Origin of the sequence: Hyphomonas johnsonii MHS-2, assembly GCF_000685275.1 — a bacterium.
Taxonomy (GTDB): Bacteria; Pseudomonadota; Alphaproteobacteria; order Caulobacterales; family Hyphomonadaceae; genus Hyphomonas; species Hyphomonas johnsonii.
The window spans coordinates 253,363-276,111 of the sequence record NZ_ARYK01000005.1; the positions used below are offsets into that span (position 1 = coordinate 253,363).

Genomic DNA, 22,749 nt, shown 5'->3' on the forward strand with positions numbered 1-22,749 from the left:
CCTGTCGGTGATTGTCGTTCTCCGGCCCGTGTGACAAGTTCTCCGGAAAACATGCCGGAGGAAACACCATGACCTATGCAGGCGGCCGCCTTGTGCACGATGCCGACAGCCATTTGATGGAACCGGTCGACTGTCTCGACCCGTATTTCGATGCACGCCTGCTGGCGCGATTCCGGGCGCTGCCCTACATGGAGCGCCTGCGCGCCGAATGGGCCGCGTCGATCGATGCCAGCCTCGCCCGGCACGAGGATGCGGCGTTCCGCGCCGAGATCGACGACAATATCCTGTTGCGAAAGAACTACGAGGCCCACGGCGCCTGGGCACGCGAGGACCGTCCACACGCGCTCGACCTGCTCGGCTTTGCCAGCCAGCTGGTATTCACCACGCGTTGCCTCGGCAATTTCGGGCTGGACCAGGGCGACGACATGGAACTCTGCTATGCGGCCGCAGACGCGCATAACCGGATGATGACGGATATCTGTTCCGCCGACCGCCGGCTCCTCGCCACGGCCTATGTACCGCTGGAAGATATCGAGCGCGCCATTCAGACGGCCCGCGCCGCCATTGGCATGGGCGCAAAGGCGCTGATGGTGCCGTCGCTCTGCCCGCAGCACCATTCGCCAAGCCATGTCGGACTTGATCCGGTCTGGGCGATGGCGGAGGAGGCCGGCCTGCCGATCCTGTTCCATGTCGGCGGCGAGGAGAAGCTCAATCCCGCCTACAAGGAAAACGGCTTGCCGCCGGTGCCGGACTTTCATGGCGGCGACGACAATTTCACCTCGGTCAGCTACATGCCGATCCCGAATTCGGCGATGCAGACCCTGGCGACATTGATCTTTGATGGCGTGTTCGACCGCTTCCCGGCCCTGAAGTTCGGCGCGATCGAACTTGGCGCGTCCTGGGTGCCCGGCTGGATGCGGTCGATGGATTCAGCGGCGCATGCCTTCATGCGCAACGAGACCCGGCTGCAGACCCTGTCGGCGCGCCCGTCCGAGATCGTGCGGCGCCAGTTCCGCGCAGCGCCTTATCCGCATGAAGACGCCGGCTGGATCATCGCCAATGCCGGCGAGGAGGTCTGCCTGTTTTCGTCGGATTACCCGCACGTCGAGGGTGGTCGCAACCCGTTGAAGCGGTTTGACGAAAGCCTGAAGGGGCAGCCGCCGCGCGCCATCGAGGCCTTCTATTCGGGCAATTTCATCGACCTGATGGGCGAGGGCCTGGCGAAAGACCTGCGCCGACCAGTCGGGCAGACTGCAGCCTAGGCCGACACGCGGGTCTTGCGGGTGCCGGGCGGAGGCGGTTCTTTCGGCGGTCCGGCGAAGCATTGGGCATGCGCCATCCAGCGGGCGGCGTTCGGGCCGGTCACGGAAAGCGCCGTGTCAGCAATATTGCGCGTCTGCGTCACGACCTGGCAGAATTCCTCCGCGAGGCCCTCGATCCGTTCGCCATCCTGCACATCGCCATAGGTCCACGTCTCGCCTGACGGGGCCGTCAGCACGAGGTGCGGCATCGGCTGGGGCGCCTCTTCGCGGCGATTGGCAAAGGTCCAGCCATAGGTGTTGACGCCCAGGACGACGATATTCCGGATCCGGTCGGCGTTCTGGCGGACCACGCCGAGCTGGTCATAGACTTCCTGGCCGTGCGCCCAGGTTTCCATCAGGCGGGCGGTGATCGATGAGCGGGCACTCATGCTGGGCCCCACCCAGGCGAGCCGGCGGGACGGATCGGTCTTGCTGAAGGCGCTGGCGGTTTCGGCTGCCAGCGTGCGCCAGGCGGTGCGCAGGGCCTGGCCGGACAGGCCATTGAAATAGGCGGCTTCGTGCACAGGCAGCGACCCGCCCTTGACGGCGCCGCTGACGTCCGCGACCAGGGCCTTGAACGCCGCTTCGTCCGTCAGGGACAGCAGGGCTGCCTTGTTCCAGAAGTGGAGGTGGCGCAGCACCATGTCCACGGTCCAGTCCTTGAACGCGGTCTGCTGCAGGAAATCGCTGTCGGCCAGCGGTGCCAGCAGGGCGGCCAGCGCCTCGGTCTCGTCGAGAAAATCCTGTGCCTGTTGCATCATGCCCCCTTGGCGGTCAGCTGTAATCAGCGATCCGGCAGAGCAGGTTGCCACGGAACTCGAAGAAGCTTGCGCCGCGGACCTTGACCGTTTCGCCTGCCCTCACGCCGTTCGGCAGGTCGACCGCGGCCTTGCCTTCGAACTCGATTTCGGCCGCGGCCTTGCCCGAACCGGTCACGACATTCACCAGCCGCTGGCGGCGATAGGAGAAGGCATTGCCGGACAGGTCTGCCACCTGGCGCATCATGTCCTTGCCGTCGAGCCGCATTGACTGGCCGGAATTGGAAATGTTCTCGAACACGACATCGTCCGTCACGCATTCCAGCATGCCGTCTATGTCGCGGGCGTTGTAGCTCGCAATATACCGGGCGATAATGTCGTCAAGCACCACAAGGCTCCTTCGACTTTGGCAGGCTCTGGTCCTGCCTTACACATAGCGCGATGGCAACAGGCTTTCGCACGGGCCAAGAATGCGTCATAAGCCTGCGAAATACAGGATGGAGCTTTACATATCATGGCCACGCGGATTGCAATTGTCGGTGCTACGGGAAATGTCGGACGCGAACTCCTGAACATTCTCGACGAGCGCCTGTTTCCGGCTGACGAGGTGTTCGCTGTCGCGTCACGGCGCTCGATAGGCAAGGAAGTCAGCTACGGCGACAAGACGCTGAAGTGCCACGATCTCGAGAATTTCGACTTTTCGCGGGTCGACCTGGTCCTGATGTCGGCCGGCGGCAAGGTGTCGAAGCAATGGGCACCGAAGATCGCGACTGCCGGCGCCATCGTGATCGACAATTCCTCGGCCTGGCGCATGGACAAGGACGTGCCGCTGATCGTGCCGGAAGTGAATGCCGACGCGGTCATGGGCTATGCCAAGAAGAACATCATCGCCAATCCGAACTGCTCCACGGCACAGCTTGTGGTTGCCCTCAAGCCGATCCATGACGCGGTCGGCATCACGCGCGTCGTGGTTGCGACCTATCAGTCGGTTTCCGGTGCCGGCAAGGACGGCATGGACGAGCTGTGGAACCAGACCAAGGGCATCTTCGTCAACGACGAGCCGACGCCGCAGGTCTTCCCGAAGGAAATCGCGTTCAACGTCATCCCGCAGATCGACGTGTTCATGGACGACGGCTTCACCAAGGAAGAATGGAAGATGCGCGAGGAGACGAAGAAGATTCTCGATCCCGCCATCGAACTGGTCGCCACCTGCGTGCGGGTTCCGGTCTTTGTCGGCCATTCGGAAGCCGTGCATATCGAACTGGCCGGCCCGATGAGCGCGGCCGAGGCCAAGAAGCTGCTGCGCGAAAGCCCCGGCATCATGCTGGTCGATGACCCGAAGGAAGACCTCTACATCACGCCGAAGGAGTGCGTCGGTGACTGGGCAACTTTCATCAGTCGCGTGCGCAAGGACCCGACCGTCGAGCACGGTCTTGCCTTCTGGTGCGTCTCGGACAACCTCCGCAAGGGCGCTGCGCTGAACGCGGTCCAGATTGCCGAAGAGCTGCTGAACCGGGGCATTATCAAATCGGAAAAGCAGGCCGTCACGACCAGCTGATCCGGGCGTCGCCCGGCCGCATCATCTCATCTTCGACATGTCTTCAAGGCTCTTGCACAAGCCATCGAGGCATGTCCCGGTCATTTCGTCGAACAGGCTGGAATGCCCGATGTTGCCTTTCGGTTTGGGGGCGCCGTCCTTCAGGACGAAGTCAACGCGATGGGCACCCGCCAGACCCGTGGGGATGCCCGGGATGGACCCTTCGATCAGATAGGCACCATCGGGCCTGAAGGTTATCAGACCCGCTCCGAGAAGCTGAAGCAGGCCGGCCTGTCCCGGCAGGACATCATAGACAGCGACAGGTCGGGTCGACACGACCGCGCCGGGATCGAGCATGACAACTCCCGCCGGATAGAACCGTTTGAACTGGCGATCAGGGAAATTCCGTCCTCGTTTGTTGATGCGTTTCGGCTTGCCATCCTGGATGACATAGGTGCCTCCGCCGCCTTCGATCATCGGTCCCGCGCCGGCGCGGTTGCCCGGCCCGGGCGTTCCGGAGGGCGCATTCGCCGTGCCGAGACTATCAAGACCGATAACAAGAAGATCGGGGCGCCTCAGGACGGAGCGGAGTTTCTCAAGCTGTGCCATCGCCTCACCCTGCGTGTAAGAGTAGGCGCCTCCGCAAGCATCTGCCGTCAAAGCACTGACCTTTTTCGACGGCAATCCGGCGACCCCGACACCCGGCCCTTCCCGCTCCGATGGCGGCTGGATCACGAGGCGCTCGACCCGCTCGGTCGCGCCAGTCACGTTCCAGACCATCGCGCTGCCGTTCAGGGCGAACAGGTAGACAGGGGCTTCGCCGGCTTCGATGAATATCGTGGCAGCCGTCGTCTCGTTGTCGACGCCTGTAACGGCAATATTGGAGACCGCGTTTCCCCGGCCCGCAATGATGGCAAGAACCTGGGCCTCTGCACTCGGGGCCGGCATGTTGCAGGCGCGCGACATCCGGGGGATGAGCATGCGGCCGGGTGGCAAGGCATCTTCGGCCGTCTCAACGGGGACCCTGGTTCCAAGGGGTGGGACAAGCGGCCCCGATGACTGGTCACAGGCTGCGAGCATGACGAGGGCGACGAACGCCCATAGTGCGGCGGCTCTTTCCATGATCAGCTCCCTTTTCGGGCCTGTCATGACACGCAGTTCTTTCTATTGGGTTTCTCCTTATGGTAGAAGTTCTGTTTTCCCGATCATGCGCGGTCGATGCCAACAATCCGGACCAGTTTGCGACCCGAGGTGCAGGAAACCAAAATCTTGCGTGAGCAAGAATTGGGTGGCACCGCAGGGCGCGCAGGCCTACATGCGAGCGCATGAGCACATTGTCCTCCCTTCGCCTCGGATTTCCCGCCGCCCTCGGTGCCTATGTCATCTGGGGCTCGCTGCCGCTGTATATCCGGGCGATGCAACATGTCGGGGCGGTGGAGCTTCTCGCGCACCGGATCATCTGGTCCGTGCCGACGGCGCTGCTGCTGATTGCGGTTGCCGCGAACTGGCGTGACATCCGTTCGGCGTTCAAATGGCAAAACCTCAAATGGCTTGCCCTGTCGGGCGTGCTGATCGGCGTGAACTGGCTGATCTATATCTGGGCGGTGAACCAGGGCCGCACGATGGAGGCGTCGCTCGGCTATTACATCAACCCGCTGGTCAACGTCCTGTTCGGCATGCTGATTTTCTCCGAACGCCTGCGTCCGGCGCAGTGGGGCGCTGTCGTCATCGCGGCGATCGGTGTCGGGGTGATGACAGTCGCCTTTGGCCGGATTCCCTGGGTCGCCCTTGGCCTCTGCTTCACGTTTGCCTTCTATTCCGTGATCCGGAAGAAGGTCGCCATCGACAGCCGGGCCGGGTTCCTGGTCGAGGTTGCCGTCCTGACTCCGCTGGCCATGGCCTGGTTCACCTGGTTCCTGCAGCAGCCGGAGGGCCGCCTGATGGGTACTGGCGGCTGGGACATTCCCCTGTTGATGCTCGCCGGGCCGATCACCGCCACGCCGCTCATCCTGTTCGGCCTCGCGGCCAAGCGGCTGAAACTCTCGACCATCGGCATGATGCAATATATCGGCCCGACCCTGCAGTTCCTGATTGCGACCCTGGTGTTCCACGAGGCCTTCGGCTGGACTCACGCCATCGCGTTCGGGTGCATCTGGGCGGCGCTGGCGATCTACACGACGGACAGCATGCTGGGTGAGGCCAAGGCGCGGCGGCTTGCGCGCACGGCCCGCCCGGCCTGAAAAAAAGTCCCCGGCGGTCAAGGGGCGCACCGGGGACAAGGTCTTTGCATGGTGACAGACCAAGTCTGGCCTGTCCGGGTCAGTGCAACCGCTGTGCCAGAACCAGTCAGCCCGGCTGGGTCGATATCGCGATCCATACGGCGATCCCGGCAAGTGCAAGCGCGAAACCGAGACGGACGGGAAGCGCAGTCCGCCAGCGATCTAGCAAGCTGCCGAGACTCGCGCCCATCAGGACGATTCCGACATGGACCAGAATGGCGACGGCAAGGTGGATCAGCCCCAGCAAAACGATCTGTACCCAGATGGCGCCGGCCGCAGGTTCCGCGAACTGGCCGACGATCAGGAGGTAGAAGACCAGGGCCTTGGGGTTCAGGATATTGGCAATGAAGCCGCGCCGGAAGCCTTCACGTCCGTCGCCGCGCACTGTCGAGGCCGACCCGTCATCGTTGAAGGCTTCCCAGGCAAGATAGAGCATGAACGCGACGCCGGCCCAGCGCAGCGACTGGTAGACCAGCGGCAATTCCGCCAGCAGGGCGGACAGGCCCGTCGCCGCAGCGACAAGCTGGCAGGCCAGGCCGAGCGTCACACCGGCGACGGCGACAAGGCCGACGCGCCGGCCGGAGCGGGCTGACAGGGCGGCGAGCCAGCCCATGTTTGGGCCCGGTGTCAGCTCGACAGCGGCCATCGCGAACAGGAAGGCTGGCCAGTCGACATGTGCCAGCATGTCAGAGGCACCCATAGACAGCATTGACGAGGCGGACGGCGCGCGGGTCGCCGACCAGCACATTCGACTGCTTGTTCATGACATAGGCGCAGGTCAGGTGCCGGTCAGGATCGGCAATCGCCATCGAGCCGCCCCAGCCGCAATGACCGAGCGTTGCCGGGTTTGGTCCGAAAAAGCCGTGTGTGTTGCGCATGATTCCGGCGCCGAAACCCGTGTGCAGCGGCAGGACCAGGTCCGGTCCTTCCGTCCGTGACCGGGTCAGGGCATCAAACAGGCCGGCAGGCACCACAGGGCTGCCGGCGACAGCGCCGCCATGCGCATAGGCATCGTAGAGGGCCGCGACGCTGGCGGCCGTGCCGTGGCCATTTGCCGAGGGGATCTCGATCTCGCGCCAGATGGCCCCGCCGCGATTGGGCGCGGCCCATTTGGTGCCGAACGCGGCCCGGCGCGGCGGCGTCATCTCGCCCAGTTCCGGCAGGGCTTTCGGGCGCTGCACATCAGCGCAGCGTTGGTGTTCGCTGGCAGGCAGGCCGATATGGAAGTCGATGCCGTTCGGCGCGCAGACCGTCTCGCGCAGCCAGGTGCCGAGCGTTTGCCCGGCGATCCGGCGCACGATCTCGCCGACAAGGTACCCCCAGCTCAGCGGATGGTAGCCGTGCGCGCTGCCGGGAGGCCACATCGGCGCGAGGTCGGCGAGGGCCGCCGCGCATGCGGGCGGATCGAGCCAGAGGTCGGGGTCGATTTCATCGGGAAAGCCCGGCAGGCCGGCCTGATGGCTGGCCAATTGCCCGATCGTGACCGCGTCTTTGCCGTTCGCCGCGAATTCCGGCCAGACCGCCGCCACCGGTGTCTCGTAGCCATGCGCCAGCGTGGCGACATGGGCGCCGAGCACCAGCGCCGCGACGCCCTTGGTGGTCGAATAGATCGGCACGAGCGTCTCGGCGTCCCAGGGGCGGGTCGATTGCCGGTCAGCCCACCCGCCAGCGAGATCCACGACCGGCTGGCCGTCGAGCAGAACCGTGAATCCGGCGCCAAGTTCGCCATTATCCGCGAAGTTCGCTTCGAAGACCTCGCGGACCGGTTCAAACCCGTTTGCGACATGGCCAGAGACCGGCACGCTCATTCGATTTCCACTTCTGCTCTGCCCGGTTTCGTTTTCCGTTTCCGGGCTGTTCACACTGGAAAGCAGCTATAGAACATTCGAATAGCCATGAAAGCCCCGCGGCTGTGGCGCGGGGGATTGTTGATCTCGCCTGCCGGACAGGGCATTGACCGGGAAGACAATTCAGGAGTTCACGCATGCCAGTCCCAGCCCACCGCCCCCGCCGGTCCTGCCTCTACATGCCGGGCGCCAATACACGCGCACTTGAAAAGGCAAAGGCCCTCGCCGCCGACACGCTGATCTTCGATCTCGAGGACGCCGTTGCGCCCGACGCCAAGGCCGAAGCGCGCCAGGCGATTGCCAATGCAACCGGCGCAGGTGGCTATGGCGCACGCGAGATCGTCGTGCGCATCAATGGCCTTGAGACCGAATGGGGCGCCGACGACCTGAAGATGGCGGCGACATGCGGCGCCAACGCGATCCTTGCACCAAAAGTGGTCTCGGGTGCCGACATTGACCGGCTGGATTCGGCGCTCACCGCTGCAGGCGCCCCGGTCGACATGGGCCTCTGGGTGATGATCGAGATGCCGCTCGCCATTCTCAACATCCAGGAGATCGCTGAAGCGGCCCACCGCACGCGGCTCGCGGCCTTTGTCATGGGCACCAATGACCTCGCCAAGGAATATCGCGCCCGCGCCACGCCGGACCGCCTCGCCTTCCAGACGGCGCTGCAGCTCAGCATGGCGGCCGCCCGGGCCTATGGCCTTGTCGCCATTGATGGCGTGTTCAACGATATCAAGGACGAGCAGGGCCTGATCGTCGAATGCGAGCAGGGCCGCACGCTGGGCTTCGACGGCAAGACACTGATCCATCCATCGCAACTGGACACCGCCAATCGCGTCTTCGCGCCAAGCCCGCATGATGTCGAACACGCCAAGGCCGTCATCGAGGCCTTCGCTGACCCGGACAATGCCGGAAAGGGCGTGCTCAAGGTCAACGGCAAGATGACGGAACTGCTGCACCTCGACGAAGCCCGGCGAACGGTGGCGATGGATGAGGCCATCAAGGCCTTCGAAGCGGCCTGAGGAGAGACTGACATGATCTATACAATCCTGCACAACCCGGTCTGCAGCACGTCGCGCAAGGGCCTCGACCTGCTGACCGAGAACGGTATCGAGCCGGTGATCCGCAAATACATGAACGAATCCGAGCGGTTGAGCGTCGAAGAATTGCGGGACATTGCCCGCAAAATGGGCGGCGTCGGCCCCCGCGCCTTCCTGCGCGAGCGGAACGCCACCGAAGCCGGCCTGTCTGCGGCGGCGAGTGACGCGGATGTCTTTGCTGCCATGGCGAATGATCCGAAGCTGATCCAGCGCCCGATCGGGATCAAGGGCGACAAGGCGGTCCTCGGCCGGCCGGTCGAGCGCCTGCTGGACATTGTCTGAATCGCCTGATCGCTGCGAATTCGGGCCTGAACCGGGCCAATCGATCAAATTTCACCGATCCGGGCGACGGAATATCAGCCTTGTTGCGCGATAAGGCGCAGATGATGTTCGTCCTTTCCGCCCTCGCTGCCCTCCTGATCGGTTTTGCCGGCTTCTGCCTGCTGGGCGTGCCCTACATGCTGGCCGGCCCGCGCGCGATCGACCGGTTTGCCGAACGCACCGACCAGCAACTGATGGCAGCCTGCCTGCTGGGTGCGGCGATTTCGCTCGTTCTGGCGCCTTTTTTCGCTAGCGGCTTGATTTCAGGCTCCGCCCACGTGCAGGTGTTCGCCGACACCCTGACGGGCTTCACCGGTTGCGCCTGACCCTCTGAGCGCAACCGTTGGGGCCTCATATCAAGAGGCGGCAGATGGCAAGCGCACAGAAATCCAAACCCGGAAACTATTTCGAGGACTTCCATGTCGGCATGGAGATCATCCATGCGACTCCGCAGACGCTGACGGAAGGCGATATCGCCCTCTATCGGGCGCTGACGGGCAACCGCTATGCGCAATATTCGTCGGCCGAATTCGCCCGGGCCGCCGGCATGGCGGGCCTCAGCATTGATCCGCTGCACGCGTTCCATGTCGTTTTCGGCAAGTCCGTGCCGGACATCTCGCTGAATGCGGTCGCCAATCTCGGCTATGCGGACGGGCGGTTCTTCCTGCCGGTCATGCCGGGCGACACGCTGAACACCGTGTCGGAAGTCATCGGCATCAAGCAGAACTCGAATGGCAAGACCGGCGTCGTCTGGGTGCGCACCCGCGGGTTCAACCAGCGTGGCGAGACCGTCATGTCTTTCGTGCGCTGGGTGATGGTCAACAAGTTCGAGATGGACAATCCCGCGCCCGACCCCGTCATTCCGGACCTGCCGGATGCCGTACCGGCCAGCGAACTGGAAGGCTATCCGGACATGCGGGACTGGGATGCGGCGCTGTCCGGCAGCCCGCACATGTTCGATGACTACGCTGTCGGCGAGAAGATCAACCATGTCGACGGCATGACCGTGGAAGAGGCCGAGCACCAGATCGCGACGCGCCTCTACCAGAACACCGCCAAGGTCCACTTCGACGCGCATGGCCAGAAGGACAGCCGGTTCGGCAAGCGCCTGATCTATGGCGGCGTGGTGATCTCGATCGCCCGTTCGCTCGCTTTCAACGGCCTGGCCAATGCCGGCCAGATGCTGGCGATCAACGCGGGCAGCCATGTCAGCCCGCTTTTCGCTGGCGACACGATCTATGCCTGGAGCGAAGTCCTGGACAAGGCGGTGCTTTCGGAAACGTGCGGCGCGCTTCGCCTGCGGCTTGTCGCGGTGAAGGACCAGGACCCCGGCGCCTTCGCCTACAGGACCGATGCCGGCAAGTACGCCGACGGTGTCCTGCTGGACTTCGACTACTGGGCTGCCATCCCGAAGCGCTGACCAGCATCTCTTCCGTGCTTCCGTCCGGACGCGGTATGCCTATATAGGGCGGATGAGCGGATATGGACCCTTCGACGATTTCACGCTGGCGGCGATCTCGCTGGCCATCGTCCTGTCGGCGATTATCAGCCTGATCGGCACGTCGGCGCGCAAGCGGTCGATCTATCTGGGTGAAGCCCGGGCTGCGGATCTTGCCGAGATGACGGGCATCCTCGACCCGAAACAATTGCTCGCAGCCTTCGGTCCACCCGACATGGGCCGGGTCTGGCGCACCGTCACGCTGCTGGACGTGCGGCGCGCAAGGCAGCCGCAGGGCTGGTTGATGTCGAGCGATCTTGTGGACTATGGCTGTGTCCTTGTCGCGGTCCTGGCCTTCTTCATCTCGCACCCGCTGATGTATGGCGCGCTGCTGGTGGCATTGGCGATCCAGGTCGGCGGGTGGGTCGTTGCAACACGATTGCCGAGATAGGTTGAAATCTCCGGTTTTCCGGCGACACAAAAGCGAATAGGGACAACGCCATGAGAGTCTGGAAGATGAACGGTGCCGGCAACGCGTTTGCCATATTCGATGCGCGCTCGACGCCGTTTGCGCCGACGCAGGATCAGATTCGGCAGATTGCGACCGACCTGAAGGCCGACCAGGTGATCGCGCTGGAGCGCGATGCCACCAAGGACGTGTTCATGCGGATCTGGAATTCCGATGGCGGGGAAGTCGCCGCCTGTGGCAATGGCGCCCGGGCCGTCGCGCACCTGATTCTCGAGGAAACCGGCAAGCAGATGGTCACGATCCAGACCGAAGCGGACATGCTGAAGGGCTTCAAGGCGATCGACGGGCTCGTAACGGTCGACATGGGCTCGCCCCTGATGGGGTGGGAAGACATTCCCCTCGCTGAAAAGATGGATGTCCGCGGTGTCGACGTGAAAATCGGGCCGATGGACAATCCGACCCTGGCGCGCCCCGCGGTGGTCTCGATGGGCAATCCGCATGCCGTCTTTTTCGTGAAAGACGTCAACGCCTACAACATCCCGCAGCTGGGCCCGCTGGTTGAGTGGCACCCATTGTTTCCGGAAGGCACGAATGTCGGCTTCGCCCAGGTCCTCGACCGGGAGCATATCCGGCTGCGCGTGTGGGAACGTGGCGCCGGGCTGACCAAGGCATGCGGGACTGGTGCCTGCGCCGCCCTCGTCTGTGCGGCCCGTGCCGGGCTGACGGAGCGCACCGTCAAGCTGATCCTGGATGGTGGCGAACTGCTCATCGACTGGCGCGAAAATGACGACCACGTCTACATGACGGGCCCTGTCGAGATCGAGTTCGAGACGGTCATATAGACCCAGACTGGCCCCTCAGGCTTGATTCTGCCGTCAGGGCGCGCGATGTGGCCCCTGACACACCTGCCATGACTGACACGAAATCATCCCCCAGCCCGACGCTGATCACGCTCGGATGCCGTCTCAACACCTATGAATCGGAGGTGATGCGCAACCATGCGTCCGATGCAGGCCTGAAGGACGCGGTGATTATCAACACCTGCGCCGTGACCTCCGAAGCTGTCCGCTCGGCGCGTCAGGCGATCCGGCGTGCGGCGAAGGACCATCCCGGTGCGCCGATCCTGGTTACCGGGTGTGCTGCGCAGATCGACCCCGCCATGTTCGCCGCCATGCCGGAAGTCACCCGCGTGATCGGCAACCACGAAAAGATGCAGGCCGAGACGTGGGAACCGGCCACGCTGCTTGCCGGCAACGAAAAGGTCCGCGTCAACGACATCATGGCGGTACGTGAGACCGCCGCCCACCTGATCGACGGCATGGAGGGCCGGGCCCGCGCCTATGTCCAGGTCCAGAATGGCTGCGACCATCGCTGCACCTTCTGCGTCATCCCGTTTGGCCGGGGCAATTCCCGCTCAGTGCCGGCCGGTGACGTCGTGGCGCAGGTGCGCCGGCTGGTGGAGACCGGGCATCATGAAGTCGTGCTGACCGGCGTCGACCTGACCAGCTGGGGCGCCGACCTTCCGGGTGCGCCGCAGCTTGGCAACCTTGTGCAGCGCATCCTGAAACTGGTGCCAGGCCTCGCCCAGCTGCGCATTTCCTCCATCGACGCCATCGAGATCGACGATGCGCTGGTCGAAGCCCTCTCAGACACCCGCCTTGCCCCTTACATGCACCTGTCGCTGCAGCACGGTGACGACCTGATCCTGAAGCGCATGAAACGCCGCCATTCGCGGGACCAGGCCATCGCGCTCACCCGGCGCCTGCGCGACGCACGGCCGGACATCGCCTTCGGCGCCGACCTGATCGCCGGCTTTCCCACCGAGACCGAAGCGCATTTCGAGAATTCCGTCCGGCTCGTCGAGGATTGCGGCATCAGTTTCCTGCATGTCTTCCCCTACAGCCCCCGCCCCGGCACGCCCGCCGCGCGGATGCCGCAGGTCGACAAGGCCACCATCAAGGCGCGCGCTGCCCGCCTCCGTGCGGCCGGTGACATCGCCCTCGTCACCCACCTTGCCCGCCATGTCGGCACGACCGCCCCTGCCCTCGTCGAGAGCGGTCCTGTCGCCCGCCTGCCTGACTTCACCCCGGTCCACCTCGAGGGCACCCTGCCGCCTTCTGGACGCGTCGTGCGCACCCATATAACCGGGCACAACGGCACACAGCTTGTTGGGACGATTGAATGATTCTCTGGTTCGGGAAGAAAAAGGCTGAGGACGCAGCGAAAGCAGCGGGTGCGGCGATGCCGGAACCGGAGCTCTCGGCTGACGAGATTGCTGCCCGCGACGCTGAAATCGCTGCGAAAGAGGCCGAAAAGGCTGAAATTGAACGCGCAGTCGCCGAGGCGAACAAGGCGTGGGAAGACCGTCAGGCCCGCGAAGCCGCTGAAGCGGAAGCTGAATCCAGGCGACTGGACGACGAGGCGCGCAAGGCCGAAGCGGCGCGCGCCGAGGCCCTTGCCCGCGCCGACGGTGCCGAAGCCCGGCGTCTTGAGGCCGAGGCGGAAGCGGCCCGCCTGGCCCGCGAGGAACGCGAAGCGACGCGCGCCAAGGCTGCGGCCGAACTGAAACTCCTGGAAGACCGCCGCGAAGCCGTGCGCCTGCGGGAAGAACGTGAAGCGACCGCGCGCGCCGCGCTTGAAGCCGAAGCGAATGATCCGGGGTTCGTTGCGAAACTCGGGTCCGGCCTTGCGCGCTCGTCTTCCCGGCTCGGCTCCGGCCTTGCCGCGTTCAACAAACGCAAGCTGGATGACGAGACACTTGAAGACCTTGAAGACCTGCTGATCACGTCAGACCTCGGCGCCGCCGTTGCCCAGCGCGTGACGAAGGGCCTGGCGAAGGGGCGCTTCGATCGGGAAATCACCGAAAACGAGATCAAACAGGCCCTGGCGGCCGAAATTGAAGCCGTTCTCGCGCCGCACGAGCAGGTTGTCGACTTTTCCGACGGCCCGCGCCCGCGTGTGGTGCTGTTCGTTGGCGTCAATGGTTCGGGCAAGACAACGACGATTGGCAAGATCGCGTCGAAACTGAAGGACCAGGGCGCCAAGGCCCTGCTGGTGGCAGGCGATACGTTCCGCGCTGCCGCGATTGAACAATTGACCGTCTGGGGCGACCGGGCCGGGATTCCGGTCATGTCCAAGCCGACCGGCGCGGACGCGGCGGGCCTTGTCTATGAGGCGATGGAACGCGCGAAAGCCGAGGATCTCGACCTCGTCCTCGTCGACACGGCCGGGCGGCTGCAGAACAAGACGGAACTGATGGCCGAACTCGCCAAGGTGGTTCGTGTTGTCCGCAAGCTCGATCCTGCGGCTCCGCACGATGTCATCCTCGTGCTGGATGCGACGGTCGGTCAGAATGCCCTCAGCCAGGTCGAGGCGTTCCGCCACACGGCGGGTGTGACGGGACTGGTCATGACCAAACTGGACGGCACGGCCAAGGGTGGCGTGCTGGTTGCGATTGCCGAGGCGCACGACCTGCCGATCCACTTCATCGGCGTCGGTGAAGGCGCCGATGACCTGCGCCCGTTCAGCGCCCACGCATTTTCGCACGCACTGGTCGGGGCCATCGACTAGGCTTTACTCCGCCGCTTTGGACACGCTCAGTCCATCATCGAAAATCTCTTCGATCCCGCGCTCGAACAGGCGTGCGATGGCGAAGGCGAGCGGCAGGGACGGGTCATATTTTCCCGTTTCGATGGCATTCACCGACTGGCGCGAAACGTCGAGGCGGTCGGCCAGTTCTGCCTGGCTCCAGCCGCGTTCTGTCCTCAGGATTCGCAGGATATTGTTCATCAACCTAAACCGTCTTGCCAAAAATAGTTCGACACGAAGCGAGGCCGAACGCAGCGAAATAGGCCGGCCCAAACCAGAAAACGTCCACCGGGCCGATCACTTCGAAAATCTGGAGAAAGCCGACAAGGAAGACCGCGCAGGCGATAATCGCGCCGCCTTCTGCCAGGGCCCGCATCTGACGGGCGCGGGTATATTCGTCGGTCTCGTAGGTCATCCGGAGACCAGCCCATATGCACCCGATGATCGGCGCAGTCGTGGCGATCGCGCAGGCAATCCGCAGCCAGAGCGGCGCCGTGTCCTCATCGAACAGCCATTTCGCCCCGAAGATGACAGCGACGTAGATCGCGATCATTGGCCAGAACAGCCGTTTGTACCGCTTGTTTGCCGTGCGAAATCCGAGTGTTGCCATGATGGCCTCCTTGTCCAGTGTGCTTTACATTTAGACAAGGACACTTTACATGTCAAGGGTGCTTTACATGTTGCCTATTCCGCCGCCATTGCCCGCACGGGCGCGGCTTGCGCGCCGCGAACAAGGCGACCGGGTTTCGCGCCTGTCGGGTCGCCGTCGCGATGGGTCACCTGTCCCGCCAGGAGCGTGGCGGTATAACCGCTGGCTCGCTGCATCAGGCGCCGCCCGCCGGCAGGCAGGTCGTGCAACACTTCAGGCAGGTGCAGTTTCAGGTTCGCGAAGTCGATGACGTTGAGATCGGCCCGGTATCCCGGCGCGATCAGGCCGCGATCGTCCAGCCCCATCCAGCGCGCGGTCATCCGTGTCTGGCGGTGGATCAGGTATTCGAGCGGCAGTTTCGGGCCCCGCGTGCGGTCCCTGGCCCAATGGGTCAGCATGGTCGTGGTGAAGCTGCCGTCGCAGATCATGCCGACATGCGCGCCGCCGTCTGACAGGCCAGGCAGCGTGGCCGGGCTGTCCATCATCGCGCGGGCCGGCTCCAGGCTGCCTTGCGAGTAGTTGAGGAAAGGCAGGTACAGCATGCCGCGTCCGTCGCGCTCCAGCATCAGGTCGAGCGCGGCTTCTTCGTTGCTGACGCCGCGCCGGGCCGCAATCGCTTCGATCGTGCGCTCGGGACCGGGCTCGTAGTCGACCGGGTCGGTCAACTGGAACATCTTGCCGAAGCTGCGCAGCATGACCTTGAGGAACGGGTTGTCGGTCTGGGGGGCATCGGCCAGCAGGCGCTTGCGGAAGTCTGCATCGTTCAGGCGGCGCACCTTGTCTGCGAATGGCAGGTCGGCAATCTCCCTGAATACGGGATACGCACTGAAGGTATTGAGTGTGAGTTCAAGACCGAGCAATACGCCAACCGGGCGGGGAGCGACCTGCGCCGCCATGGGCAGGCCGTCATCGACAGCCTCTTCGATGGCTGCCAGCAGCTTGCGCCAGCCTTCCGGCGCGACATCGGCCTGCGCCAGCGATACCGACAGTGGCCGGCCCGAGGCTTCGACGATCCGGCGCAGCATGGCGGCTTCCTTTTGCGGATCGTTGAAGTCCGACACGAATTGCAGCACGCCGCGCCCGGCCTCGGCGAGGCCCATCGCAATTCCGGTAAGTTCGGCCTCGCTCGCCGTGAGTGTCGGCGTCGGCTGGCCGTCCGAGGTGCGGTGGTTCAGTGTCCGAGACGTCGAAAACCCGATAGCGCCGGCCATGACGGCAGCTGTCGCAAGGCGCGCCATCTCGGCAATCTCTGCCGCCGTCGCGTCTTCCCGGTTGGCGCCGCGCTCGCCCATGACATAGACGCGCAGGGCCGCGTGCGGCAGCTGGGCGGCAATGTCGACATCGAATTCGCGCGCTCCCAGGAAGTCCAGGTAATCCGGGAAGCTCTCCCAGCTCCAGGGCAGGCCTTCGGTCAATACCGGGAAGGGAATGTCCTCGACGCCCTCCATCAGGCGGATCAGCCGGTCATGATCCTCGGCCCGGCACGGCGCGAAACCCACACCGCAATTGCCCATGACAGCAGTCGTGATGCCGTGCAGCGAGGAGGGGCTGATGGCGCTGTCCCAGGCGGCCTGTCCGTCATAATGGGTGTGAATGTCGACAAAGCCAGGCGTGACGATCTGGCCGCGGGCGTCGATTTCCTCGCGGCCCGTGCCGTCGACCTTGCCAATGCGCGCAATCACGCCGCCATCGACGGCAACATCCATTTCCCTGGGCGGTGCGCCGCTGCCGTCAAAGACCAGCCCGCCGCGCAGGATGATGTCATGAGTGGCCATGGCGATCGTCTCCCTCTTTTCGCCGGAGAATGACCCCGATCGGTCTTTAGTCAAACCCTAACGCCGCGTCGGGCTTTTCGCAGCGCCAAAAGCCGCGCATACAGCGCCGCCATGACAACTGCCCTGTTTCCTGTTGCGCTCTGCCTTGCCTCGGCCATCTCGCTCGCCGCGACGAATGTCCTGGTCAAGCGCGGCGGGGACGTGCTGACGGCGCGCATGCTGGTGTCGCTGGTCATGGCCGTCACCGTGCTGCCACTCGTTCCCTTCGTGCCGCTGCCGCCGCGCGAAACATGGCCGCTGATCGCGACGTCCATGGTGGCGCACTGGTTCTACCAGTTCAGCGCCGTCCGGGCGATGCACCGGGGTGACCTGTCACTCGTCTTCCCGGTGATGCGCGGCCTCGGCCCGCTTGCCACGGCCTGCTTTGCCGCCGTCATGCTGCGCGAGACACTCAACCCGATCCAGATGGTCGGCCTGTTTGCGGCGAGTGTCTCGATCATCGTCTTTGCCCTGCCGACGGGTGCGACCCTGCATGCCCGCCGTCTCGACCGCCGGGCTCTGTTCTGGGCGGTCATGACCGCCGTCGGCGTCGGGCTCTATGCGGTTGCGGATGCCCGCGCCGCGCGCGAGATGCCCGGCCTGGCGCTGCCCGGCTCCATGACATTCATCGTCTGGTTGTTCCTGATCGACTGGATCGGCGTCACCGTGGTGACGGTGTGGCAGCGCAAGGGGCGCCTCCTGCAAACGGTACGCCCCCTGATGCGCGGCGGCCTGATCGCCGGTCTGCTCGGCTCGCTGTCCTATGGCATGGCAATTGTCGCCTATACGCTGACGGATGCCGCGATGGTGACGGCGCTACGGGAGACCTCCGTCGTGTTCGCGGCCGGGTTCGGCGCTTTCCTGCTGCACGAAGGGTTCGGCCCGCGGCGTACCACGGCGGCGGCCGTGCTGGCGTGTGGTCTCGTTGTCATGCAGGCGGCGGGGTGATCGGGGTCTGGTGGGACAGGGCCCTTTGTGCAAGACAGTCGCAAAGCATCCAGGGACGGCCCAGCCGCGTAAGACTCCATATGACAGACACGCCCGAACAGACCGCCGACTCCGTCACCAAAGGCCGCAAGCCCGGCAATGTCTGGGTAGAGCTTGGGCCGACGCTGGTCTTTGTAGTGATCTACAACGTGCTGCTGCGCTTCCCGGAAGGCGACGGCTTGTTCACCAAGGACACGGCACTCTACTGGGCCACCGGCGCGCTGATCGTGATGACGCTCGGCGTGATCATCCAGAAGCTGGTGAAGGGGGAACGGATCCCGCCTTTCCTGATCATGTCGTCGGCACTGATCGGCACATTCGGCACGATCGGCATCGTGCTGCAGTCGAAAGTGTTCCTGTTCATCAAACCGACCATCATCAACTTCCTGTTCGCCGGCATCATATTCGGCGGTCTCGCAGTTGGCCGCAATATCTGGAAAATGTTCTTTGACGGCGCGTTCCACCTGCCGGATTTCGCATGGCGCACGCTGGCAATACGCTGGGGACTGTATTTTGTCGCCATGGCGATATGGAACATCGTCCTGTGGCAGTTCTTCACCGAGGAAACCTGGGCCAATTGGCGTCTTGGCAATGTTGCCGTGGGCTTCGTCTTTGCACTCATCAACATTCCCTACACCATGAAACACATGATCGACCCTGATGAGGCCGATACATCGGCCTAACGGGTCAGTCTTTCCGTGCCCGGCGGATTGGTAAATGGTGGGAAACCAGATAGGAAACGCGTCTGGGCATAGTGTGTCAGCGCCCAGACCACGGTCGGGAAGGCGAGTTCGGACCAGGGAATATCCTTCCAGTGAAACAGGCCGACTTCCTCGCTTTCAGGCCCCGCTGCAATACTAGATGCAAGCCTTGCCCGGAACATGACCTGCACCTGGCTGATGCGGGGCACGGAATAGATCGCGAGAATTTGATCGAGCCGGATATCCGCACAGGCTTCTTCCTGTGCTTCGCGCCGCGCAGCGTCTTCAACCGTCTCGCTTTGCTCCATGAATCCTGCCGGAAGCGTCCAGAATCCCTTGCGCGGCTCGATGGCGCGCTTGCAAAGCAGGACCCTGTCATCGCGCGTGACAACTGAACCTGCGACGATCCGCGGGTTGACATAGTCGATAAAACCGCACGTGTCACAAACGCGCCGCGACCGATCGTCACCTTTCGGCACGCGCATAATAAATACAGGCCTTTTGGAACCTTTTGCTAATTGATCCGTCATCAAATCTTCAACCTATGTCTCGTATGGAGAAAACCGTTGATCCGCACACGGGCGAGCTGTTTAAAGGCCGCATAGACAAGTTTTTGGCGAATTCACGCCAACCAGACCAGGAAAGTAGACACTAAAATGGCAACGACAACCAGTTTCAATCTCAACAAATCACCGAGTCACTTGCTGCACCGCGCCCAGCAAATCGCTGCGAACCACTCCGCGTCGGCACTGAAGGCTGCCGGCGTCACGCTGCGCCAGTTTTCGGTGCTCGCCGCGCTTTCGGGCAATGAAGGCGTCAGCCAGTCTGATCTCGTGAACGCAACCGGCATCGACCGGTCGACGCTCGCCGACATGGTCGCCCGCATGGAAAAGGCCGGCCTGATCAAGCGCGTCGCCTCGAAAACCGATGCCCGCGCCAAGTCCGTCTCGCTGATGGCAAAAGGTCGCAAGGCGCTGGACAAGGCGCAACCGGCTGTTGACGCGGCTGATGCCGCCCTGTTCGACGCCATGCCGAAAACCAAGCAGGACGCGCTCCTGTCGGGCCTTTCGAAGCTGGTTGAAGATACCGAAGCGGCGGCTGCAAAGCCTGCTGCGGCAGAGGCACCTGCGGTTGTGCGTGCGCGGCCGAAGACCGCTACCAAGCGGAAAGCCGTGAAAGCCAAGCCAAGGGCAAAATCCAAGGCCGCAGCGGAAAAGGCGCCGGTCTTGAAAGCCAAGCCGAAAGCCAAAAAGAAGAAGAAATAATTCCCGTCAGGGTTCGCGGGGCGCGTTCAGCGCCCCGCTCACCTCGCGCACGGCCTTGGCGTCCAGCGGACCCGGTACGTGCAGGAGGATTTTGCCTTCGTGCGAGATGACGAAGGTTTCCGGTACGCCGGTCAACCCGAAATCGAGACCGCCCTGCCCGTCAGGGTCCAGCGCCACCCCGGCAAAGGGGTTGCCCATGCGGTCAAGGAAACCGGCGCCATTTTCGGGGCTGTCCTTGTAGAGTATTCCGTAAACCCGGCCCGGGAACGCCTTTGACAGGGCAACCAGCTGCGGATGTTCTGCCTCGCACGGCGCGCACCAGCTCGCAAACAGGTTCACGACGATTGCCGCGTCTCCCGGGGGCTGCGAATAGGTCACCACGCCGCCTTCCATTGTTTCGAATGCCCGGTCCGGTGCGTCGCGGGAGACGCGCTCGAATTCGCCCTTTTGGGGACTCAGCAGCTGCGACAGCCCGAGTCCGGCGAACAGGAGGAGTGCGATTACAGGCAAGGCGGCCAGCCAGCGAGTCATTCCTTGTCCCCTTCATCCAGCGTCAGGCGCGCGAGTTCGGCCCTGGCTGCGCGCGCCCGCAGGACAACGCCGAGCAGCGCGCCGCCGATCAGTACAAGCCCGAGGCCATAGCAGGCCCAGATATAGGCCGCGTTCTTGTCGAAGGCCGGAATGATCTCCATCAAGCGCCCGCCAGCAGACGTGCGCGCTGGCGCGCCGCGCGCCGCGTCCATATTTCAGCCCGCATCAGGGTCATCACCATGGCGCCGAACAGCAGCGAATGACCGAGGCCGCTCATCAGCAGCGGCCAGAGATAGACCGCCGCCATTTTCGGCCCTTCGGCGGTCAGTACACTGGAATCCTGGTGAAGCGACGTGAAGAGATCGACCGAAAACTTGATCAGCGGCACGTTGATGGCGCCGACCATGGCGAGGATCGCCCCGGCCCGCGCGGCTTTCTGGCGCGAATCCATTGCGGCCCGCAACGCCATGTAGCCAAGGAACAGGAAGAACAGGAACAGCACGCTCATCATCCGTGCATCATCCCATTGCCACCATGTGCCCCAGGTCGGCTTGCCCCAGATTGATCCGGTCGCAAGGCACAACGCGGTCCAGACAGCGCCGAGCGGTGCAATGGCCTTGGCCGCGATGTCGGCAAGTTCATGGCGCCAGATGAACCAGACGAAGCTGGCTGACGCCATGGCGGTATAGCTCGCCATTGCCAGCCAGGCCGCCGGGACGTGCACGAACATGACACGCATGATGTCACCGCCCTGCACCTCGTCCTTCGGCACCACATACAGGCCCTGCCAGAGGCCCCAGGCGATCAGCCCGGCGCCGAGCAGGTAAAAGACCGGTGCCAGCCATTTCGACAGGGCCAGGAACCGGTGCGGATTTGCGAACGCAGATAACATGCCCACCAGATAGCCTCCCCTCAATCCGCCGCCAAGCGCAGCGCCGCAGCCATGGCGAATGGCGCGACCGCCAGTGCGAACAGGGTCGAGGCGGCAAGCAGCAGGGGCGCGGCCGTGGTACCCGCTGCGCCGGAAACCGCCATCGATCCGAAGATCGCCGTCGGCACATAGAGCGGCAGGGCGATCAGGGCAATCAGCAGGCCGCCGCGCCGCACCGTCGCAGACAGTGCTGCCCCGACACCGCCCCAGAAGAAGAAGGCCAGTCCGCCAAGCCCGTAGGCAAGGGCGCCGGACAGGAGGTTCACGTCGGCATCCGCCTGGAACATGAGGGCAAGAACCGGGCTCATCAGCGCCAGCGGCAGACCGGCGGTCAGCCAGTGGGCGAAGGTCTTGGCCGCCGCAATGGCCGAAACCGGCGCACCTGCCTGCAACCAGAGGTCCAGCGCGCCATCCTCGACATCAGCCTGGAAGATGCGCTCCAGTGTCACCAGGCTGGATAGCGCAAGGGCGACCCAGAGGATGCCGGGCCCGACCGCGCGCAGCATGCCAGGTTCGGTTCCGATACCCAGCGGCACCAGGACAGCCGCTCCGGCGAAGAAGCCAAGCGGCAATAGCGCGCCTGCCCCGCCTGCCCAGGCTTCGCCCAGGGCCTGTCGGAAGGCGGAAAGGATGGGTGCCGGGCTCACAGCACCATCTCCTGGCTCGCCACAAACCCGGAGTCGCCATGCACCGCAGCCACGACCGCGCCGCCGTTCTGACGGTGCTTGTGAACCATGGCCAGTACCCGCTCGCGACCCTCGGCATCCAGCGCCGTGAACGGCTCATCCAGCAGCCAGACCGGGCGGATGTCCAGCATCAGCCGCGCCAGCGCCGTACGGCGCCTTTGCCCGGCGGACAGGTAGCGCGCCGCCACATCGGCGGGCCGCGAAAGCCCCATATCACCGAGAATTGTATTCGTATCGGCCTCGGCACCCCAGGCCTTCGCCCAGAGCGCGAGATGCGCCCGCGGTGTTTCGTGCGGCTTCAGCCCTTCACGGTGCCCGATCCAGTGATGCGCCGCGCCGCGGGTGACGTGCCCGCTGTCCGTCCGGGTAAGGCCGGCCAGTATGCGCAACAGGGTGGTCTTGCCGGCACCGTTGGCGCCGCGCAGCAGAACGGCGTCGCCCCGGCGAACTTCAAGCGACACGCCCTCGAACAGGACGCGCTCGCCCCGCAGGATCCCGAGATTTTCGGCGCTCAGCAACACAGTTTCCACCCGGAATAGACCCT

The 22,749-nt window shown here is 64.1% G+C and carries 28 protein-coding genes; 14 read left to right on the plus strand and 14 right to left on the minus strand.

The features are described from left to right. The first annotated feature begins 68 nt into the window (after positions 1-68). Entirely contained in the window at positions 69-1,262 is a 1,194-nt protein-coding gene (locus tag HJO_RS11945; protein ID WP_035617097.1) for an amidohydrolase family protein, read from the plus strand. On the opposite strand, the gene HJO_RS11950 is transcribed toward HJO_RS11945, so the two are convergent. Then, positions 1,259-2,062 carry a TIGR03084 family metal-binding protein gene (locus tag HJO_RS11950; protein ID WP_241764735.1) on the minus strand — a complete coding sequence of 268 codons (804 nt, stop codon included), beginning with the start codon at positions 2,060-2,062 and terminating at the stop codon, positions 1,259-1,261. The genes HJO_RS11945 and HJO_RS11950 overlap by 4 nt on opposite strands. A gap of 13 nt (positions 2,063-2,075) precedes the next feature. Next, complete coding sequence (locus HJO_RS11955; RefSeq protein WP_035617099.1) at positions 2,076-2,447, minus strand: nuclear transport factor 2 family protein; 372 nt, start codon at positions 2,445-2,447, stop codon at positions 2,076-2,078. A 126-nt stretch (positions 2,448-2,573) separates the two neighbouring features. On the opposite strand from HJO_RS11955, the gene HJO_RS11960 reads away from it, so the two are divergent. Continuing rightward, on the plus strand, positions 2,574-3,617 hold the full coding sequence (locus HJO_RS11960) for an aspartate-semialdehyde dehydrogenase (protein ID WP_035617100.1): 1,044 nt from the start codon (positions 2,574-2,576) through the stop codon (positions 3,615-3,617). A 21-nt stretch (positions 3,618-3,638) separates the two neighbouring features. On the opposite strand, the gene HJO_RS11965 is transcribed toward HJO_RS11960, so the two are convergent. Further along, positions 3,639-4,718: a hypothetical protein gene (locus HJO_RS11965; RefSeq protein WP_051618541.1), complete on the minus strand. Its 1,080-nt coding sequence runs from the start codon at positions 4,716-4,718 to the stop codon at positions 3,639-3,641. Between the two features lie 203 nt (positions 4,719-4,921). Between HJO_RS11965 and rarD the strand changes: the two genes are divergently transcribed. Further along, entirely contained in the window at positions 4,922-5,836 is a 915-nt protein-coding gene (gene rarD / locus HJO_RS11975; protein WP_051618542.1) for an EamA family transporter RarD, read from the plus strand. Positions 5,837-5,942: 106 nt separating this feature from the next. Here rarD and HJO_RS11980 read toward each other — a convergent pair whose 3' ends face one another. Both HJO_RS11980 and HJO_RS11985 read right to left on the minus strand, forming a co-directional pair. After that, positions 5,943-6,560 carry a LysE family translocator gene (locus tag HJO_RS11980; RefSeq protein ID WP_035617230.1) on the minus strand — a complete coding sequence of 206 codons (618 nt, stop codon included), beginning with the start codon at positions 6,558-6,560 and terminating at the stop codon, positions 5,943-5,945. Between the two features lies 1 nt (position 6,561). Next, positions 6,562-7,683 carry a serine hydrolase domain-containing protein gene (locus tag HJO_RS11985; protein ID WP_035617104.1) on the minus strand — a complete coding sequence of 374 codons (1,122 nt, stop codon included), beginning with the start codon at positions 7,681-7,683 and terminating at the stop codon, positions 6,562-6,564. A 176-nt stretch (positions 7,684-7,859) separates the two neighbouring features. Here HJO_RS11985 and HJO_RS11990 point away from each other — a divergent pair, with 176 nt between their 5' ends. From HJO_RS11990 to ftsY, 8 genes are all read left to right on the plus strand, one after another. Next, on the plus strand, positions 7,860-8,747 hold the full coding sequence (locus tag HJO_RS11990) for an HpcH/HpaI aldolase/citrate lyase family protein (RefSeq protein ID WP_035617105.1): 888 nt from the start codon (positions 7,860-7,862) through the stop codon (positions 8,745-8,747). 12 nt (positions 8,748-8,759) lie between these two features. After that, positions 8,760-9,107 (plus strand): ArsC/Spx/MgsR family protein, encoded by a 348-nt coding sequence (locus HJO_RS11995; RefSeq protein ID WP_035617106.1) that lies wholly within the window; start codon positions 8,760-8,762, stop codon positions 9,105-9,107. A gap of 80 nt (positions 9,108-9,187) precedes the next feature. Then, positions 9,188-9,472 (plus strand): hypothetical protein, encoded by a 285-nt coding sequence (locus HJO_RS12000; protein ID WP_156945613.1) that lies wholly within the window; start codon positions 9,188-9,190, stop codon positions 9,470-9,472. 44 nt (positions 9,473-9,516) lie between these two features. Continuing rightward, positions 9,517-10,566 (plus strand): MaoC family dehydratase, encoded by a 1,050-nt coding sequence (locus HJO_RS12005; RefSeq protein ID WP_035617108.1) that lies wholly within the window; start codon positions 9,517-9,519, stop codon positions 10,564-10,566. Positions 10,567-10,618: 52 nt separating this feature from the next. Further along, positions 10,619-11,035 carry a hypothetical protein gene (locus tag HJO_RS12010; protein WP_035617109.1) on the plus strand — a complete coding sequence of 139 codons (417 nt, stop codon included), beginning with the start codon at positions 10,619-10,621 and terminating at the stop codon, positions 11,033-11,035. A gap of 50 nt (positions 11,036-11,085) precedes the next feature. After that, positions 11,086-11,895: a diaminopimelate epimerase gene (dapF, locus tag HJO_RS12015; protein WP_035617111.1), complete on the plus strand. Its 810-nt coding sequence runs from the start codon at positions 11,086-11,088 to the stop codon at positions 11,893-11,895. 68 nt (positions 11,896-11,963) lie between these two features. After that, complete coding sequence (gene mtaB / locus HJO_RS12020) at positions 11,964-13,238, plus strand: tRNA (N(6)-L-threonylcarbamoyladenosine(37)-C(2))-methylthiotransferase MtaB (protein ID WP_035617112.1); 1,275 nt, start codon at positions 11,964-11,966, stop codon at positions 13,236-13,238. Continuing rightward, positions 13,235-14,623 (plus strand): signal recognition particle-docking protein FtsY, encoded by a 1,389-nt coding sequence (ftsY, locus tag HJO_RS12025; RefSeq protein WP_035617113.1) that lies wholly within the window; start codon positions 13,235-13,237, stop codon positions 14,621-14,623. The genes mtaB and ftsY overlap by 4 nt, the downstream gene beginning before the upstream one ends. 3 nt (positions 14,624-14,626) lie before the next feature. Here ftsY and HJO_RS12030 read toward each other — a convergent pair whose 3' ends face one another. From HJO_RS12030 to HJO_RS12040, 3 genes are all read right to left on the minus strand, one after another. Continuing rightward, the gene (locus tag HJO_RS12030; RefSeq protein ID WP_035617115.1) at positions 14,627-14,842 is read right to left on the minus strand and encodes a helix-turn-helix transcriptional regulator; all 216 of its coding nucleotides are present in this window, start codon (positions 14,840-14,842) and stop codon (positions 14,627-14,629) included. A 4-nt stretch (positions 14,843-14,846) separates the two neighbouring features. Continuing rightward, positions 14,847-15,251, minus strand: a complete 405-nt coding sequence (locus HJO_RS12035; protein WP_035617116.1) for a hypothetical protein — start codon at positions 15,249-15,251, stop codon at positions 14,847-14,849. A 74-nt stretch (positions 15,252-15,325) separates the two neighbouring features. Continuing rightward, a complete protein-coding gene (locus HJO_RS12040; protein ID WP_035617117.1) occupies positions 15,326-17,065 on the minus strand; it encodes an N-acyl-D-amino-acid deacylase family protein in 1,740 nt (579 codons plus the stop codon). Positions 17,066-17,176: 111 nt separating this feature from the next. Here HJO_RS12040 and HJO_RS12045 point away from each other — a divergent pair, with 111 nt between their 5' ends. Both HJO_RS12045 and HJO_RS12050 read left to right on the plus strand, forming a co-directional pair. Then, positions 17,177-18,052, plus strand: a complete 876-nt coding sequence (locus HJO_RS12045; RefSeq protein WP_035617118.1) for an EamA family transporter — start codon at positions 17,177-17,179, stop codon at positions 18,050-18,052. A gap of 80 nt (positions 18,053-18,132) precedes the next feature. Then, a complete protein-coding gene (locus HJO_RS12050) occupies positions 18,133-18,774 on the plus strand; it encodes an inner membrane-spanning protein YciB (RefSeq protein ID WP_035617119.1) in 642 nt (213 codons plus the stop codon). Here HJO_RS12050 and HJO_RS12055 read toward each other — a convergent pair. Beyond that, positions 18,771-19,322 (minus strand): NUDIX hydrolase, encoded by a 552-nt coding sequence (locus HJO_RS12055; protein ID WP_035617121.1) that lies wholly within the window; start codon positions 19,320-19,322, stop codon positions 18,771-18,773. The two genes, HJO_RS12050 and HJO_RS12055, sit on opposite strands and share 4 nt — an antisense overlap. A gap of 126 nt (positions 19,323-19,448) precedes the next feature. Between HJO_RS12055 and HJO_RS12060 the strand changes: the two genes are divergently transcribed. Further along, positions 19,449-20,057 carry a MarR family winged helix-turn-helix transcriptional regulator gene (locus HJO_RS12060; RefSeq protein ID WP_035617123.1) on the plus strand — a complete coding sequence of 203 codons (609 nt, stop codon included), beginning with the start codon at positions 19,449-19,451 and terminating at the stop codon, positions 20,055-20,057. Positions 20,058-20,063: 6 nt separating this feature from the next. Here HJO_RS12060 and HJO_RS12065 read toward each other — a convergent pair whose 3' ends face one another. From HJO_RS12065 to ccmA, 5 genes are read right to left on the minus strand one after another with little or no spacing between them, the layout of a single operon-like run. Continuing rightward, positions 20,064-20,588, minus strand: a complete 525-nt coding sequence (locus tag HJO_RS12065; RefSeq protein ID WP_035617124.1) for a redoxin domain-containing protein — start codon at positions 20,586-20,588, stop codon at positions 20,064-20,066. Continuing rightward, positions 20,585-20,749, minus strand: a complete 165-nt coding sequence (ccmD, locus tag HJO_RS18230) for a heme exporter protein CcmD (RefSeq protein WP_162173827.1) — start codon at positions 20,747-20,749, stop codon at positions 20,585-20,587. The genes HJO_RS12065 and ccmD overlap by 4 nt, the downstream gene beginning before the upstream one ends. Next, the gene (gene ccmC, locus HJO_RS12070; RefSeq protein WP_035617125.1) at positions 20,749-21,480 is read right to left on the minus strand and encodes a heme ABC transporter permease CcmC; all 732 of its coding nucleotides are present in this window, start codon (positions 21,478-21,480) and stop codon (positions 20,749-20,751) included. Before ccmC ends, ccmD begins: the two co-directional genes overlap by 1 nt. A 20-nt stretch (positions 21,481-21,500) precedes the next feature. Continuing rightward, the gene (ccmB, locus tag HJO_RS12075; protein ID WP_084141947.1) at positions 21,501-22,166 is read right to left on the minus strand and encodes a heme exporter protein CcmB; all 666 of its coding nucleotides are present in this window, start codon (positions 22,164-22,166) and stop codon (positions 21,501-21,503) included. Further along, a complete protein-coding gene (gene ccmA, locus HJO_RS12080; RefSeq protein WP_241764736.1) occupies positions 22,163-22,735 on the minus strand; it encodes a heme ABC exporter ATP-binding protein CcmA in 573 nt (190 codons plus the stop codon). Before ccmA ends, ccmB begins: the two co-directional genes overlap by 4 nt. Positions 22,736-22,749 lie beyond the last annotated feature (14 nt).